The organism is Modestobacter versicolor, assembly GCF_014195485.1.
GTDB classification, from domain to species: domain Bacteria; phylum Actinomycetota; class Actinomycetes; order Mycobacteriales; family Geodermatophilaceae; genus Modestobacter; species Modestobacter versicolor.
Window position 1 is genome coordinate 1,073,632 of record NZ_JACIBU010000001.1, and the last position, 15,590, is coordinate 1,089,221.

The following is a 15,590-nucleotide window of genomic DNA, read 5'->3' on the forward strand; positions in this document are numbered from 1 at the left end:
TCAGCTGCGGTCCGCGGTCAGGTCGCGGACCTCGGCGTACCGCTCCCGCACGTGCGGCACGGGGTCGGCCTGGTAGGTCTCGGTGCTGGTCGCCGGCCACACCGGCGGCGTGCTGCCGCCGGCGAGCACCCAGGCCGCCTGCCGGGCGGCGCCGTCGGCGACGTACTCCCCCGGCGGCGGGACGAGCACCGGCACCCCCAGGACGGCGGGGGCCAGCCGGCGGACCGCCTCCGAGCGGGCGCCACCGCCGACCAGGAACACCCGGCGGACCGGGTTGCCCAGGGCCGCGATCGCCTCCAGCCCGTCGGCGAGCCCGCACAGCAGGCCCTCGACGGCGGCCCGGGCCAGGTGCGCCGGGTCGGCGGTGGCCAGGGTGAGGCCGTGCAGCGCCCCGGTGGAGTGCGGGCGGTCCGGGGTCCGCTCGCCCTCCAGGTAGGGCACCAGCACCAGCCCGCCGGCGCCGGCCGGCGCGCTGAGCGCCAGCCGGGACAGCTCGTCGTGGTCGACGCCCAGCAGCCGGGCGGTGGCGTCGAGCACCCGCGCCGCGTTGAGGGTGACCGCCAGCGGCAGGAAGTTGCCCGTCGCGTCGGCGAACCCGGCGACGGTGCCCGACGGGTCGGAGCTCGGGGTGGTGGAGACGGTGGAGACGACCCCCGAGGTGCCGATCGAGACGACGACGTCGCCGGGCTCGGCGTTGATCCCCAGCGCCGCGGCGGCGTTGTCGCCGGTGCCCGGGCCGAGGACCGCTCCCCCGTCGGCGCCCAGGGCCCCGCCGGCGACCACCCCGGCCCGCTCGGCCGGGCCGAGCACCCGGGGCAGCACGGGCCTGCGGCCGAACGCCCGCTCCAGCAGGTCGGGCCGGTACTCCTCGGTCAGCGGCGACCAGTAGCCGGTGCCGCTGGCGTCGCCGCGGTCGGTGACCAGGGCATCGAGGCCCGGTGTGCCGGCCAGCTGCCAGGTCAGCCAGTCGTGCGGCAGGCAGACCGCCGCCGTCCGCGCGGCGCTGGCCGGCTCGTGCTCGGCCAGCCAGCGCAGCTTGGTGACGGTGAACGACGCGACCGGGACCAGCCCGACCGCGTCGGCCCAGGCCTGCCCGCCGCCGAGCTCGGCGGTCAGGTCGGTGGCGGCCCGGGCCGACCGGGTGTCGTTCCACAGCAGCGCCGGGCGCACCACCTCGCCGTCCTCGTCGAGGCAGACCATCCCGTGCTGCTGCCCGCCGACGGCCACGGCAGCGACGTCGGCGAAGCCCCCGGCCTCGCCGATCGCCGTCTGCAGCGCCGCGGCCCAGGCGGCCGGGTCGACCTCCGTGCCGTCGGGGTGCGGGGCGCGGCCCTCCCGGACCAGGGCGCCGGTCTCGGCGTCCCGCACCACGACCTTGCACGACTGGGTCGACGAGTCGACCCCGGCCACCAGTGTCATCTCCGAGCTCTGCCGTCGTCCGGGGTCAGCGGGCGCCGAGCAGGTGCTCGATCATCAGCTGGTCGACCCGGACCACGCCGGCACCGCGCGCGGCCACGGCCGGGACGTCGAGGTCCTCGAAGGACGAGCGGTCGGCCAGCAGGTCCTCGAAGGTCTCGCCCTCGGCCAGCGTGCTGGTGCGCAGCTCCGGCACGCGGGCGGCGGCGAGCGCCTCCTGCACCTCGGGGTCGGCGCGGAAGGCCGCGGCCCGCTCCTTGAGCAGCAGGTAGGTGCGCATGTTGGCCGCGGCCGAGCGCCACACGCCGTCCATGTCCTCGGTGCGCAGCGGCTTGTAGTCGAAGTGCCGCGGGCCCTCGTAGGCCGGGCCGCCGGCGAGGCCGCCGTTCTCCAGCAGGTCGACGGTGGAGAAGGCCTGCAGCAGGTCACCGTGGCCGAACACCAGGTCCTGGTCGAACTTCGGGCCGTGCTGGCCGTTGAGGTCGATGTGGAAGAGCTTGCCGGCCCAGATCGCCTCGGCGATGCCGTGGGTGAAGTTCAGGTTGGCCATCTGCTCGTGCCCGGTCTCGGGGTTGAGGCCCACCAGGTGCGAGTGCTCGAGCTTGGCGATGAAGCCCAGCGCGTGCCCGATGGTGGGCAGGAAGATGTCGCCGCGGGGCTCGTTGGGCTTGGGCTCCAGCGCGAAGCGGAGGCCGTAGCCGCGGGCCTCGGAGTAGGCGGCCAGGGTGTCGATGGCCTCGGCGTAGCGGTCCAGCGCGGCGATGAGGTCCTTGGCCATGTCGACCTCGGCGCCCTCGCGGCCGCCCCACAGCACGTAGGTCTGCGCCCCCAGCTCGGCGGCCAGGTCCATGTTCCGCATGACCTTGCGCATCGCGTAGCGGCGGACCTCGCGGTCGTTGGCGGTGAGCCCGCCCTCCTTGAACACCGGGTGGGTGAACAGGTTCGTCGTCACCATCGGGACGACCAGGCCGGTCTCGTCGATCGCGGCGCGGAAGCGCTTGATGTGCTCGTCCCGCTTGGCGGTGTCGCTGCCGAAGGGGATGACGTCGTCGTCGTGGAAGGTGACGCCGTAGGCGCCCATCTCCGCGAGCCGGTGCACCGACTCGACCACGTCGACGTCGGCCCGGGTGGCGTCACCGAAGGGGTCGCGCGCCGGCCAGCCCACGGTCCACAGGCCGAAGGTGAACTTGTCCTCGGGGGTCGGCTGCAGGGTGCTCATCAGTGAGTTCCTCTCGCTGGGTGGAGCTGACGGGTGCGGTGCGGGTGCCGGTGGACGGCCGGTGCGGGCCGGTCGAGCGGCCGGGTCACCCGGTGGGGGAACGAATTTGTATCGCCTCGAAACATAAGGCCTCGAGCGGCTAACCTCAACCGGTGACGCAGCGACTGGCCGCAGTGCCCAGCGGGGCCCGGCAGTCGACGCTGCGCACCACGAACCTGGGGCTGGTGCTGCGCACGGTCTGCGCCTCGCCGACCCCGACCTCGCGGTCGGAGATCGCCGCGGCGACCGGGATGACCCGGGCGACGGCGGCCCGGCTGGCCGACGAGCTGGTGGCCGGTGGCCTGCTCGACGAGGTCGACCGCGACGCCGTGGAGCCCGACGCCCTCCCCCGCCGCGGCCGGCCGGCCACCCCGCTGCTGCCCGGGGCGCGGTTCGCCGCGCTGGGCCTGCAGGTGGATGCCGGCCTGGTCGCGGCGCGGGTGCTCGACCTGCGCGGCCGCACCGTGGCCGAGCGGGTCGAGCAGGGCGACTTCCGCGGCAGCGACCCGGCGGTCACGTTCGCCCGGCTGGGCGAGGTGACCGCCGACGTCCTGGCGGGCCTGCCGGCGGACCTGCGCCTGGTGGGCGGCGGGCTGGCCCTGCCCGGGCTGGTCGACGAGGGCGCCGGGGTGCTGCTCCGCGCCCCCAACCTCGGCTGGTCCGACCTGCCCACCGCCGACCTGCTGGCCCGGTGCGTGCCCGCCGGGCTGGACGTGGCGCTGGGCAACGAGGCCGACCTGGCCGCCCGCACCGTCGCCGCGGAGGCGCCCGGCCGGGCGGGCCCGCACCGCGACTTCCTCTACCTCTCCGGGCAGATCGGCATCGGTGGGGCCGTCGTGCTCGACGGCCGGGTGGTGACCGGCAGCTCCGGCTGGGCCGGCGAGGTCGGCCACGTCTGCGTCGACCCCGACGGGCCGCCCTGCACCTGCGGGTCCACCGGCTGCCTCGAGCTCTACGCCGGACGGCACGCCCTGCTCCGCGCCGCCGGCCTGCCGCTGGACGTGGCCCCCGGTCAGCTGGCCGAGCTGGCCCGCTCCGGCGACCCCGCGGCGACCGGTGCGGTGGAGAGCGGGGCGTGGGCCCTCGCGGTGGCCCTGGCCGGGGTGGTCAACGTCGTCGGCATCCCGACCGTGGCCCTCGGCGGGCACCTGGCCGAGCTGGCCGAGCTGCTGCGCCCGGCCCTGGAGGGGCACCTGGCGAGCCGGGTGCTCTCCGCCCGCTGGCGCCGGCCGCGGATCGTCGGCGTCCAGGGCCCACCCGCGGCCGGCGCCGGTGGCGCCGCGCTGCGCGCGCTGGACGTCGTCCTGGCCGACCCGGCACGCCGGCTGGCCTGACCCGACGGGCACGGTGCCCACCCGCGGTCCCGCTACTTGCCGAAGCCGGCGGTGAGCCCGCCCAGCAGGTAGCGCCGGCCCACGAGGTAGACCGCGAAGATCGGCAGCAGGGACAGCGTGACGGCGGCGAGCAGCCCCGGCACGTTGGTGCCGAACTGGCTCTGGAACGTCGTCAGGCCCAGGGTCAGGGTGCGCTGGTCGGCCGACTGGGTGAGCACCAGGGGGAAGAGGAACCCGTTCCAGGCGTTCATCGCGGTGAAGACCACGACGGTGGTGATCGCCGGCTTGGCCAGCGGCAGGACCAGGTTGCGCAGCGTCCCGAAGGCACCGGCGCCGTCGAGGGTCTGCGCCTCGTACAGCTCGTTGGGGATGTCGCGGAGGCTGTTGGTCATCACCAGCATCGCCACCGGCAGCGCGAACGCGGCCGTCGGCAGGATGACCGCCAGCAGGGTGTCGTAGAGCCGCATCTGGTTGATCAGCAGGAAGACCGGGATGATCGTCGCCTGGGCCGGCACCGCCAGGCCGATCAGCATGACCGAGAAGCCGCGCTGGACCAGCGGGCTGGCGTTCCGCGCCACCGCGTAGGCCGCCGGGACCACGAGCGCGACCACGATCGCGACCGTGCCCACGGTGACGATGATGTTGTTCAGGAAGTAGCGGCCGAAGCCCCCGGTGAAGACCGACTCGTAGTTCTCCAGCGTCGGGTTGCCGGGCGGGGCCAGCGGGTTGTCGCGCAGGTAGTCCTGGCGGGTGCGGAAGCTGCCGTTGACCAGGTAGTACAGCGGCACCAGGACGAGGACCAGCCAGAAGACCGACAGCACGCCGGCCAGCCAGTTGGGCCGCTCGCGGCCGACCTTGCGGCGCCGCCGGCCGGTGACCGGCCCGGCGGGGTCGGTCGAGGCCGGCACCAGGGCCGTCGGGACGCCGGACTGGGTGAGGCTCACAGGCCCTCCTGCTGGCTGGTCATGGCGCGGAAGCCGGTGAGCCGGGTGACGGCGAGGGACAGCGCGGCACCGAGCACCACCAGGATCACGGCGATGGCGCTGGCGTAGCCGAACTCGTACCCGCTGAAGCCGGTGATGTACATGTACAGCGGCGCGATGCGGGTGGCCGTGCCCGGGCCGCCCCCGGTCAGGATCAGGATCGTGTCGAAGGTGGTCACCGAGCCGACCAGCATCAGCACGGTCGAGGTGATCACCGTGTAGCGCAGCAGCGGCAGGGTGATCCGGAAGAACTGCTTGTAGCGGCCGGCCCCGTCGATGGTCGCGGCCTCGTAGATCGAGACCGGGATGCCGCGGGCGGCGCTCTGGTAGAGCAGCGTGTGGAACGGGACGTACTGCCAGGTGAGCACCCACGCCACCGCGTAGATGACGACGCTGGAGTCGCCCAGGAAGTTGATGTCCCGCAGCAGCGGGATCTGCTCGGTGAGCCCGAAGTTGGGGTCGAACACCGAGTTCCACAGCAGCGCGATGGCCGCGGTGGACAGCAGCACCGGCAGGAAGAAGATCGCGCTCAGCACTGCCCGGTTGCGCTGCCGGCCGGCCGCCCAGACCCCGATCACGAGTGCGATCGGGGTCTGGACGACCCAGCCGAGGACCATGAACACGAGCGTCAGCCTCAGCGAGCTCCACACCTGGCCGTCCTCGACGAGGCGGGACCAGTTGCCCGCCCCGGACAGCGCCGGGAAGCCGAAGCCGTCCCAGTCGGTGAAGCTGAGGTAGACGACGAGCACCATCGGCAGGACGGCGAACACCCCGAAGAAGGTCACCGCCGGCGCCAGGTACCAGCCGGAAGGACGCTCTCGTCCCGTGACTGCCATGTCAGGTCCTCTGTGTCAGTGCGCGAGCAGGTGGATCAGCCGGCGAGTGCGGAGACGAAGCCCTCCGGGGTCTGCTCGCCCAGGAAGAAGTTCTGCAGCTCGGTCAGCATCTTGGTCGCCACGTCCGACTGCAGGTCCTGGTCCCAGGAGAGCTGGAAGTTGGCCGCCTCGGCCACCTGGTCGTAGATCGTCGTGGTGTAGTCGGCGTTGTCGCCGGCGGCCAGCTGGTCGCGGACACCGGTGATCGGCATGACGTCGCCGGCCTCGACCAGGTCGGTCACGTAGTCCTCGTCGGTGAGGGCGGTGCGCACGTACTCCAGCGCCGCGTCCTTGTTGTCCGAGTCCTTGGTCACCGAGTAGAAGTTCGACACGTTGCCGACCAGGTTCGACGGGTCACCCGCGCCGCCCTCGACCGCCGGGAACGGGCCGTAGCCCAGGTTGCCGGCGTTCACGAAGTCCGGGCTCTGCCCGAGCTGGTTGGTGAACTCCCACGAGCCCATCAGGTGGAACCCGGCCTGGCCCTCGGCGAGGATGGTGGAGGCACCACCGACGTCGTAGCCGACCGAGGCGAAGTCGTCACCGAAGGCACCGGCGTCGATGAGCTGCTTGAGCATGGTCATCGCCTCCAGGACCTCGGGCTGCTCCCAGCCGCCGTTCTTGCCGTCCCGGATGTTCTGGAACACCTCGGGGCCGCCGACGCGGTCGAGCAGGTACTCCGCCCACATCAGCTCGGTCCACGACTGCGAACCGGCCAGCGCGATCGGGGTGATGCCCTTGGCCTTCAGCGCCTCGACGTCCTGGAGCAGCTGGTCCCAGGTGGCCGGGGACTCGGTGATGCCGGCCGAGGCCAGCACCTCCTTGTTGTTGAACAGCAGGACCGGCTGGACGCCGCGCATCGGCAGGCCGTACTGCTTGCCGTCGATCTCGGCACCGGCGAGCACGCTGGGCAGGAAGGCGTCGCGGAGCTCGGGGTTCTCGTCGAGCATCGGGGTCAGGTCCTCGATCTTGCCCGCGTCGACGTACTCCTTGAGGTTGCCGCCACCCCAGTTGAAGAAGACGTCGGGGGCGTTGGCCGAGTTGATCGCCGTGCGCAGCCGCTGCTTGTACGGGTCGTTGCCGAACGTCTGCAGCTCCACCTCGCCGACGTCGGAGGTCTCGTTGAAGCGGTCGATCGAGGCCTGCTCGATCGGGTTGAGGGTCGTGTCCTGGAGGGCCCACACCTGGGCGGTGCCTCCGTCGCCGCCGCCCCCGCCGCTGGGGCCCGAGGAGCCACAAGCGACCAGAGAACCAGCCAGGACAAGGGTCGTGGCCGTCGTGGCCACGCGGGTCAAGCGCCGGGGGGACATCCCACCGCCACCTTCCTGTTTCGTCGTTGAAAACCGAAAGTTTCGAGCAGTTGCGAGAACGTAAGCCACGTCACCGGGGGGTGTCAACGCAGCCCACAATCCGCGCGTCGCTGCGAGACCGAACCGTTGCACAGCCTCGTCCGGACACTCCGACGAGAGCCGCGAAAGGGCCGTGGCGACTACCGGATCTCCGAAAGTTTCGATACCGTCCACCGCACGCCGACAGCGACGCCGGCCTGACCGCTCCCGGTGAGGTGGGCTGGCTCGAGCCACCCGGGTCGGCACCGATCGAGGACCGGGAGGGCCGTACCCAGTGCCACCACCAGAGCTGGGCAGACCGACGCTGGCGAGCATCGCCGCGGCGGCCGGGGTCTCGCTGCCCACCGTGTCCAAGGTCGTCAACGGCAAGCAGGACGTCGCGCCGGCCACCCGGGCCCACGTGCAGCAGCTGCTCGAGCAGCACAACTACGTCCCGGTGGTGCGCAAGGCGCCCACCGACCTCCTGGTCGACGTGGTCTTCACCGCGCTGGACAGCCCCTGGGCCGTCGAGATCCTGCGCGGGGTCACCGAGAGCGGCCTGGAGGTCGTCGTCTCCTCCCAGTCCCGGACGGCGGAGACCGACTGGGTGCAGTCGCTCATCGCCGGCGGCCGCCGCGGCGCGCTCGTCGTCACCTCCCGGCTCACCGCGGCCGACCAGCGCCGGCTGGGCCGCTCCCAGCTGCCGGTCGTGGTGATCGACCCGGTCGACATGCCCGGCCAGGACGTGCCGAGCGTCGGCGCCACCAACTGGGCCGGCGGGCTGGCCGCCACCGAGCACCTGGTCGACCTGGGCCACCGGCGCATCGCCGTGGTCGGCGGGCCGCAGGACTACCTCTGCAGCCGCGCCCGGATCGACGGCTACCGGGCCGCGCTCGAGCGGGCCGGCATCGCCGTCGACCCGGTGCTGCTGCGGCACGGCAACTTCCGCCACCAGGGCGGTTACGACCAGGCCCGCGCGCTGCTGGAGCTGCCCGACCCGCCGACGGCCATCTTCGCCGGCAGCGACGAGCAGGCCTTCGGCGTCATGGAGGCCGCCCGCCAGGCCGGCCTGTCGGTGCCCGACGACCTGAGCGTGGTGGGCTTCGACGACCTGCCGATGGCCCGCTGGTCGTCGCCGCCGCTGACCACCGTGCGCCAGCCGCTGGCCGACATGGGCCGGATGGCCGGGCGGATGCTGCACGAGCTCATCAACGGCGGCCGGCTGGCCAGCCAGCGCGTCGAGCTGGCGACGCACCTCGTCCCGCGCGCCTCCACGGCCGCACCCCGCCACCGCTGACCCGCACCCCTCCCGCCGTGACCCGGCACTGCCCACCGGCGCTGACCCGCCGCGCGCCTCCCCGGCGCCCTGACCACCCCCAGGAGCCCCGCTCGTGACCGAACGCCAGTCCCCGCCTGCCCTCGACGCGGAGGCGTCGGCTGCCGCCGCCGTCTGGCGCGACCCGGCCCGCCCGCTGCCTGAGCGCGTCGCCGCGCTGATGGGCGTGATGACCCTCGAGGAGAAGGTCGCGCAGCTCTACGGCGTGTGGACCGCCATCTCCGAGGGCGAGGAGGTCGCGCCCAACCAGCACGAGTTCTCCGAGCCGCTGCCGCCGTGGGAGGAGCTGACCGCCCCCGGCCTCGGCCAGCTCACCCGGGTGTTCGGCACCGGACCGGTCGAGCCGGCGATCGGCGCCAAGGTCCTCGCCCAGACCCAGCGCGGCATCATCGACGGTTCCCGGCTGGGCATCCCGGCGATCGCCCACGAGGAGTGCCTGACCGGCTTCACCGCCTGGGGTGCCACGGTCTTCCCGACCCCGCTGGCCTGGGGCGCCTCCTTCGACGCCGTCACCGTGCACGCGATGGCCCGGGGCATCGGCGAGGTCATGCGCTCGGTCGGGGTGCACCAGGGCCTCTCCCCCGTGCTGGACGTCTCCTTCGACCACCGCTGGGGCCGCACCGAGGAGACCATCGGCGAGGACCCGTACCTCGTCGCCGCGCTCGGCTCCGCCTACACCCGCGGTCTCGAGGACGCCGGCATCGTCGCCACCCTCAAGCACTTCGCCGGCTACTCCGGCTCCTCCGCCGGGCGCAACCACGCCCCGGTCCGCATCGGCCCGCGCGAGTTCGCCGACGTCGTGCTGCCGCCGTTCGAGGCGGCGCTGCGCGAGGGCGGCGCCCGCTCGGTGATGAACAGCTACGCGGCCGTGGACGGCGTCCCCGCCGGCGCCGACCCGGGCCTGCTCACCGACCTGCTGCGCGGCCGCCTCGGCTTCGACGGCGTCGTCGTCGCCGACTACTTCGCCGTCTCCTTCCTGGAGACGACGCAGGGCGTGGCCGGCTCCCCCGCGGACGCCGCCGCCCTGGCGCTGACCGCCGGTATCGACGTGGAGCTGCCGACGGTGCGCTGCTACGGCGAGCCGCTGCTGGACCTGGTCCGCTCCGGGCAGCTGCCGGTCGAGCTGGTCGACCGGGCGCTGGAGCGGGTGCTGCGGCAGAAGGCCGAGCTGGGCCTGCTGGACGCCGGCTGGGACCCCGAGCCCGCCGCGCTGCGGGCCGCCGAGGAGCTGGACTTCGACCCGCCCGCGATGCGGGCGCTGGCCCGCACGCTGGCCGAGCGCTCGGTCGTGCTGCTGGACGACCGCGCCGGCGTGCTGCCGCTGCGGGAGCCGGCGTCGGTCGCCGTCGTCGGCCCGTGCGCGGACGACGTCCTGGCGCTGATGGGCTGCTACGCCTTCCCCAACCACGTCGGCGTGCAGCACCCCGGCATGCCGCTGGGCATCGAGCTGCCGACGCTGCTGGACCAGGTGCGGGCCGAGTTCGCGTCAGCCTCGGTGACCTACGCGCCGGGCTGCCCGGTGCAGGAGCCGGACGCGAGCGGCATCGCCGAGGCCGTGCGCACCGCGCAGGACGCCGACGTCGTGCTGGCCGTGCTCGGCGACCGGGCCGGCCTGTTCGGGCGCGGAACCTCCGGCGAGGGCTGCGACGCCGACGACCTGAGCCTGCCGGGCTCGCAGGCCGAGCTGCTCGACGCGCTGCTGGACACCGGCAAGCCGGTGGTCGTCGTGCTGCTCACCGGCCGGCCCTACGCGCTGGGCGCGGTGGTCGACCGCGCGGCCGCGATCGTGCAGGCGTTCTTCCCGGGCGAGGAGGGCGCCGGCGCGGTCGCCGGCGTGCTCAGCGGTCGGGTCAACCCCTCCGGCCGGCTCCCCGTCCAGGTCGCCCGCACCCCCGGCGGGTCGCCGGCGACGTACCTGGCGCCCGCGCTGGCCCGCAAGAGCGGGATCAGCTCGGCCGACCCGACGCCGGCCTTCCCGTTCGGGCACGGCCTGTCCTACACGACCTTCGACTGGTCGGACCTGGCCGTGACCGGGGCCGCCGACGGCGCGTGGCCCACGGACGGCTCGGTCACCGTCTCCTGCACGGTGCGCAACACCGGCTCGCGGTCCGGCGCCGACGTGGTGCAGCTCTACCTGCACGACCCGGTGGCCAGCGTGGTGCGCCCGGTGCGCCAGCTCGTGGGCTTCGCCCGGGTCGAGCTGGACGCCGGTGCCGCCGCCCGGGTCACCTTCACGGTGCACGCCGACCGCACCTCGTTCACCGGGCGCGACCTGCAGCGCGTCGTCGAGGGTGGGGACGTCGTCCTGCAGCTGGGCGCCTCGAGCGAGGACCTGCGGCTGGAGGCACCGCTGCGACTGACCGGCCCGGACCGCGTCGTCGGCGCCGACCGGGTGCTCTCCACGCCGGTGGAGGTCTCCGCGGTCTGACCCCCGCCGATCGGCCCTCCTACAGGGGCCCGCCGCGAGCCTGCGAGCGGTGGGGGGCAGGAGGGTCCTTCATCAGGTGCCGGTCGCGCCGTCGATGCGCTCGCGCAGCAGGTCGGCATGGCCGGCGTGCCGGGCGTACTCGCCGATCATGTGGCTGTACACCCACCGCAGCGTCACCTGGCCGCCCATGAACGGGCTGGTCTCGTCCAGGCCGCGCGCCGCGCAGGCGTCCCGGCTGCGCGCCACCTCGTCCTCCCAGGTCGCCCGGGCGGCCGCGAAGGTGGCGTCGTCAGCGAGGTCGAAGCCGCCGTCGTGGCCACTCGCGTCGTCGGCGCCGTCGTAGATGGCCGGCACGTCCTCCCCCAGCAGCACCCGGCGGAACCAGTTCCGCTCCACCTCCGCCGCGTGCTGGACCAGGCCGAGCAGCGTGAGGGTCGAGGGCGGTGCCGCGGGGGTGCGCAGCTGGTCGTCGGTGAGCCCGTCGCACTTCCCGAGCAGGGTGGCCCGGTAGAAGTCCAGCCAGCCGGCGAGGGTGGCCCGCTCGTCGGCCTGTAGCGGGGGCATCGGGCGGTCGGTCGTCGTCACGACCCGATCCTGGCAGGGGGCGACTCGGCCCCCTGCCGCGCCGTCAGAGCCCGACGAGCTCGTGCAGGGCGCCGACCTCGGTACGGGTCAGCTTGCGGATCGTGCCGGTGCGCATCCGGGCCAGGTCGATCGGGCCGACAGCGGTGCGGGTGAGCCGGTTGACCGGCAGCCCGACCTCGGCCAGCAGCCGGCGGACGATGTGCTTGCGGCCCTCGTGCAGCACGACCTCGACCACGGACTGGCCGGCGTGGGTGTCGACCACCTGGAACGAGTCGACCTTGACCGGGCCGTCCTCCAGCTCGACGCCGGCGCGCACCCGGCGGACGAGGTCTCGCCCGATCGAACCGCTGACCTGCGCCAGGTAGGTCTTCTTCACCTCGTAGGACGGGTGGGCCAACCGGTGGGCCAGCTCCCCGTCGGTGGTGAGCAGCAGCAGGCCCTCGGTGTCCTGGTCGAGCCGGCCCACGTGCACCAGGCCGGTGGCGAGGTCGCCCATCATGTCGCCGACGGTGGGGCGGTTCCGGTCGTCGCTCATCGCGGTGATGACCCCGAAGGGCTTGTTCATCGCGTAGGTGACCTTGTCGTTCTTGATGTCGATGCGCCGGCCGTCGACGGCGATCACCGCGGTCGCCGGGTCGATCCGCATGCCCTGCACGCGGACGACCTTGCCGTTCACGCTGATCCGGCCCTGGTCGATCATGTCCTCGCTCACCCGGCGGGAGCCGACGCCGGCGCGGGCCAGCACCTTCTGCAGTCGCTCGCCGGGGCGGTCGTCGTCGGGCTCGGTCTCCTCGACGTCACGGGGGTGGAACGGAGCCAGCTCCATGTCCTCGGACCAGCCCTCGCCGCCCTCGGTGGTGGACTCGTCGTCCGGGGTGGTGTTCATCCCTGCCATTCTCCCATCTCTGCCGTGCCGCGATCACCACCCGACCAAGCGGTACGTCGAGGGGCGTCCGACATCTGTGGACAGGCGTCTGACCTGCGGACACGGGTGGTCGCGGCGCTCCTGTTCGACTGGACTTCGTACACGTGTTCGAGTCGGTCGGGAGGTGTCGTGAGCGAGCTGCGGTCGGTCCTGGATGCGCTCGCGGGCGACGACCTACACGGCCTCGCGGACGGTCAGGTGCTGGAGCGGGTCGCCCTGCTCGTGGCGGTGGGCAACCGGGTTGCCGCTGAGCTGACCCGCACGGTGCGGCACGCGGAGACGACTCAGGCCGCCGAGCACGACGGACTCAAGAGCATGCGGTCGTGGCTGATCGGGCACGTCCGGCTGGCGCCGGCGGAGGCGTCCCAGGTGGTGCGGTCGGGGCGGGCGCTGGAGCACTTCCCGGCGCTGGCCGCGGGGTTCGCCGAGGGTGTGGTGACCGCCGAGCAGGTGGACGTCGTCGCGCGCACGGTCGGCCCGGGCGAGGTCGCGCGCGCCGAAGAGCAGGGCATCGACCTGGCGCCGTTCGACCAGGCGTGGACGGCGGTGGCCGAGGGTGCGCCGCACGCGATGCTGGTCACCGCCGTGCAGGCCTTCGACGCCGCCCTGGACCCCGATGGTCCTGAGCCCGACCCGACCGAGGGTCGTCGGCTGTCGATCGCCCGGCACGCCGACGGCTCGGTCACCGGCCGGTTCGACCTCGATGCCGTCGGTGGGGAAAAGGTGCAGGCCGCGATCGAGTCGATCGTGCAGGCCTCCCGCCCGAAGAGCGACGACCGCACCCGCGGCCAGCAGAACGCCGACGCCCTCGTCCAGCTGTGCGACAACCAGCTCGCCGCCGGGAGCCTGCCCACGCTGCGGACGGTGAAGCCGCACGTCGTGGTCACCATCGACGCCGACGACCTCGCCGACACCTCCACTACCGGCCCCGGTGCTGCGGCGACCGGGTTCGGTGCCCGGATCTCTGCCGCTCGGGCCCGCTGGCTGGCCTGCGACGGCACCGTGTCCCGGATCGTGATGGGCCCCGACGGCCTGCCGCTGGACGTCGGGCGCACCCACCGGGTGGTGCCCGCCCACATCCGCCGGGCGGTCGAGCAGCGCGACGGGCACTGCGTGTTCACCGGCTGCTCGGCACCCACGCACTGGTGCGACGTGCACCACCTCGCGCACTGGCTGCACGGCGGAGACACGTCGTTGCACAACTCAGCACTGCTCTGCGAACGCCACCACGGCAAGGTCCACCACGGCTTCCGGGTCGAACGGGATCCCGGCGGGCGGTGGCGCACCTGGCGACCCGACGGCACCGAGATCCTGCTCGGCACACCGCTGATCAGCGCACCGCTGCGCGTCTGATCGGTCAGGAGTCGGGGTGCTCGTCCAGCATCGAGCCGGTGTCCGGCAGCAGCGGGGCGAGCTCGGGCAGCTCGTCCAGGCTGGTCAGCCCGAGCCGCTCCAGGAACAGCGGCGTCGTCACGTAGAGCCCACCGCCGGTGTCGGGGTCCGAGCCGGCCTCCCGGATCAGCCCTCGCGAGGTGAGCGTCCGCACGACGGCGTCCACCCCCACCCCGCGGATCGCCGACACCCGCGCCCGGGTCACCGGCTGCCGGTAGGCGATCACCGCAAGGGTCTCCAGCGCCGCCTGGGTCAGCCGGTTGCGCTGCCCCTCCAGCAGGTGCCGCTCGACGACCGGCGCGTGCTCCTCCCGGGTGTAGAGCCGCCATCCCTCCCCCACCCGGCGCAGCACGATGCCGGCCCGGCGGGCGTCGTAGCCGGCGGCGAGCGCCGCCAGCTCGTCGCGCACCCGGCGCACCGGGCAGCGCAGCGCGGCCGCCAGCGTCGCCTCGTCCACCGGGGCGTCGACCACGAACAGCAGCGCCTCCAGCCCGCCGCGCAGCGCCTGCGGGTCCAGGTCGAGGTCCAGCTCCTCCTGCTCGGGCTCCCCGGCCACCGGCGCCGCGGCCTCCTCCACCGGCGCCTCGCGCTCGGGCACGACCTCCAGCTCGACCGGGGGCGCCGCCGGGGCGCGGCCGAACGCCAGCACCGGCCCCTCCTCGACCGTGGTCGCCTCCTCGGCGGCGGCCGGGTCCGCGGGGCCCAGCAGGTCCGCCGGCCCGCCGAGGTCGGCGGCCAGCTGCCGGGCGACGACGTCCCACCCCTCCACCGGGACGACGTCGCCGTCCTCGAGCCCGGCGGCGACCTCCGCGGCGACGGCGTCCCAGGAGAAGGGGCGCGGCTCCGGCGGGGTGTCGTCCGGGTCGCTCACGTGTAGTCCTCCAGGTCGGCGGAGAGGTGGGCGGTGGCGTCGGCGGTGGGGCCGGCGGTGTCGGCGGCGATCTCGTCCGGCAGCCGGCCGCCGACCAGCTGCGGCCCGGTCCACCGCACGTGCAGCTCCCCCAGCGGCGACACCTGGTCGAAGGTCACCAGCTGCTGCCGGTACAGCTCCAGCAGCGCCAGGAACCGGGCCACCACCTCCAGGGTGTGCGCGCAGTCGCTGCTCAGCGAGCGGAAGGTCGCCGTCCCCGACGCCGCGATCCGGCTGCGCACCAGCACCAGCTGCTCGGTGACGCTGACCGCCGGCGCGTGCAGGTGCGAGACGCTCACCGTCGGCGGCGGCTTGGGGGTCAGCGCCTCGTGCGCCAGCGCGGCGAACTGCTCCGGGGTCACTCCGAGCAGCACCTCGGGCAGCAGGTCGGCGAACCGCTGCTCGAGGGCGACGTCGCGCGGGAACCGGCGGGCCGCCTCGGCCTCGCGCCGGCGGAGGAACTCGGCCGCCCGCTTGTAGGCGCGGTACTGCAGCAGCCGGGCGAACAGCAGGTCCCGGGCCTCCAGGACGGCGAGGTCGTCCTCGTCCTCGACGTCCGCGGCGGGCAGCAGCCGGGCGGCCTTGAGGTCGAGCAGCGTGGAGGCCACCACGAGGAACTCGCTGGCCTGGTCGAGGTCCAGCTCGTCACCGAGGGCCCGCAGGTGCGCGATGAACTCGTCGGTGACGGTGGACAGCGCGATCTCGGTGACGTCGAGCTTGTGCTTGCCGATCAGCTGCAGCAGCAGGTCGAACGGGCCCTCGAAGTTGGTCAGCCGGACGGTGAACCGCCCGTCGACCTCCCCCGCCGTCACGGCAGCAGCCT

The 15,590-nt window shown here is 73.9% G+C and carries 13 protein-coding genes; 4 read left to right on the forward strand and 9 right to left on the reverse strand.

The genetic code is table 11. The features are described from left to right. Together xylB and xylA are read right to left on the reverse strand one after the other, a co-directional pair. Entirely contained in the window at positions 1-1,419 is a 1,419-nt protein-coding gene (xylB, locus tag FHX36_RS05215) for a xylulokinase (protein WP_183513556.1), read from the reverse strand. 25 nt (positions 1,420-1,444) lie between these two features. Further along, positions 1,445-2,635 carry a xylose isomerase gene (gene xylA, locus FHX36_RS05220; protein ID WP_110554231.1) on the reverse strand — a complete coding sequence of 397 codons (1,191 nt, stop codon included), beginning with the start codon at positions 2,633-2,635 and terminating at the stop codon, positions 1,445-1,447. Between the two features lie 152 nt (positions 2,636-2,787). Here xylA and FHX36_RS05225 point away from each other — a divergent pair, with 152 nt between their 5' ends. Further along, complete coding sequence (locus FHX36_RS05225; RefSeq protein ID WP_183513557.1) at positions 2,788-4,008, forward strand: ROK family protein; 1,221 nt, start codon at positions 2,788-2,790, stop codon at positions 4,006-4,008. A gap of 32 nt (positions 4,009-4,040) precedes the next feature. Here the strand turns inward: FHX36_RS05225 and FHX36_RS05230 are convergent, their stop codons facing one another. From FHX36_RS05230 to FHX36_RS05240, 3 genes are read right to left on the reverse strand one after another with little or no spacing between them, the layout of a single operon-like run. Beyond that, positions 4,041-4,952 carry a carbohydrate ABC transporter permease gene (locus FHX36_RS05230; protein WP_110552737.1) on the reverse strand — a complete coding sequence of 304 codons (912 nt, stop codon included), beginning with the start codon at positions 4,950-4,952 and terminating at the stop codon, positions 4,041-4,043. After that, positions 4,949-5,827: a carbohydrate ABC transporter permease gene (locus tag FHX36_RS05235; RefSeq protein ID WP_110552738.1), complete on the reverse strand. Its 879-nt coding sequence runs from the start codon at positions 5,825-5,827 to the stop codon at positions 4,949-4,951. Before FHX36_RS05235 ends, FHX36_RS05230 begins: the two co-directional genes overlap by 4 nt. Before the next feature lie 35 nt (positions 5,828-5,862). Continuing rightward, entirely contained in the window at positions 5,863-7,047 is a 1,185-nt protein-coding gene (locus FHX36_RS05240; RefSeq protein ID WP_258372807.1) for an extracellular solute-binding protein, read from the reverse strand. Positions 7,048-7,486: 439 nt separating this feature from the next. Between FHX36_RS05240 and FHX36_RS05245 the strand changes: the two genes are divergently transcribed. Together FHX36_RS05245 and FHX36_RS05250 are read left to right on the forward strand one after the other, a co-directional pair. Next, a complete protein-coding gene (locus FHX36_RS05245; RefSeq protein WP_110552740.1) occupies positions 7,487-8,488 on the forward strand; it encodes a LacI family DNA-binding transcriptional regulator in 1,002 nt (333 codons plus the stop codon). Positions 8,489-8,582: 94 nt separating this feature from the next. Beyond that, positions 8,583-10,955, forward strand: coding sequence for a beta-xylosidase/alpha-l-arabinosidase (locus FHX36_RS05250; RefSeq protein ID WP_220035976.1), 2,373 nt, complete (start codon positions 8,583-8,585; stop codon positions 10,953-10,955). A gap of 72 nt (positions 10,956-11,027) precedes the next feature. Here the strand turns inward: FHX36_RS05250 and FHX36_RS05255 are convergent, their stop codons facing one another. After that, entirely contained in the window at positions 11,028-11,540 is a 513-nt protein-coding gene (locus tag FHX36_RS05255; protein WP_110552741.1) for a DinB family protein, read from the reverse strand. A 43-nt stretch (positions 11,541-11,583) separates the two neighbouring features. Continuing rightward, entirely contained in the window at positions 11,584-12,426 is an 843-nt protein-coding gene (locus tag FHX36_RS05260) for a pseudouridine synthase (RefSeq protein WP_181428811.1), read from the reverse strand. Between the two features lie 168 nt (positions 12,427-12,594). Here FHX36_RS05260 and FHX36_RS05265 point away from each other — a divergent pair, with 168 nt between their 5' ends. Then, entirely contained in the window at positions 12,595-13,818 is a 1,224-nt protein-coding gene (locus FHX36_RS05265) for an HNH endonuclease signature motif containing protein (RefSeq protein WP_110552742.1), read from the forward strand. A 4-nt stretch (positions 13,819-13,822) separates the two neighbouring features. On the opposite strand, the gene scpB is transcribed toward FHX36_RS05265, so the two are convergent. Together scpB and FHX36_RS05275 are read right to left on the reverse strand one after the other, a co-directional pair. After that, on the reverse strand, positions 13,823-14,728 hold the full coding sequence (gene scpB, locus FHX36_RS23795) for an SMC-Scp complex subunit ScpB (RefSeq protein ID WP_183513558.1): 906 nt from the start codon (positions 14,726-14,728) through the stop codon (positions 13,823-13,825). Beyond that, complete coding sequence (locus tag FHX36_RS05275) at positions 14,725-15,579, reverse strand: segregation and condensation protein A (protein WP_110554202.1); 855 nt, start codon at positions 15,577-15,579, stop codon at positions 14,725-14,727. Before FHX36_RS05275 ends, scpB begins: the two co-directional genes overlap by 4 nt. Between the last annotated feature and the right edge of the window lie 11 nt (positions 15,580-15,590).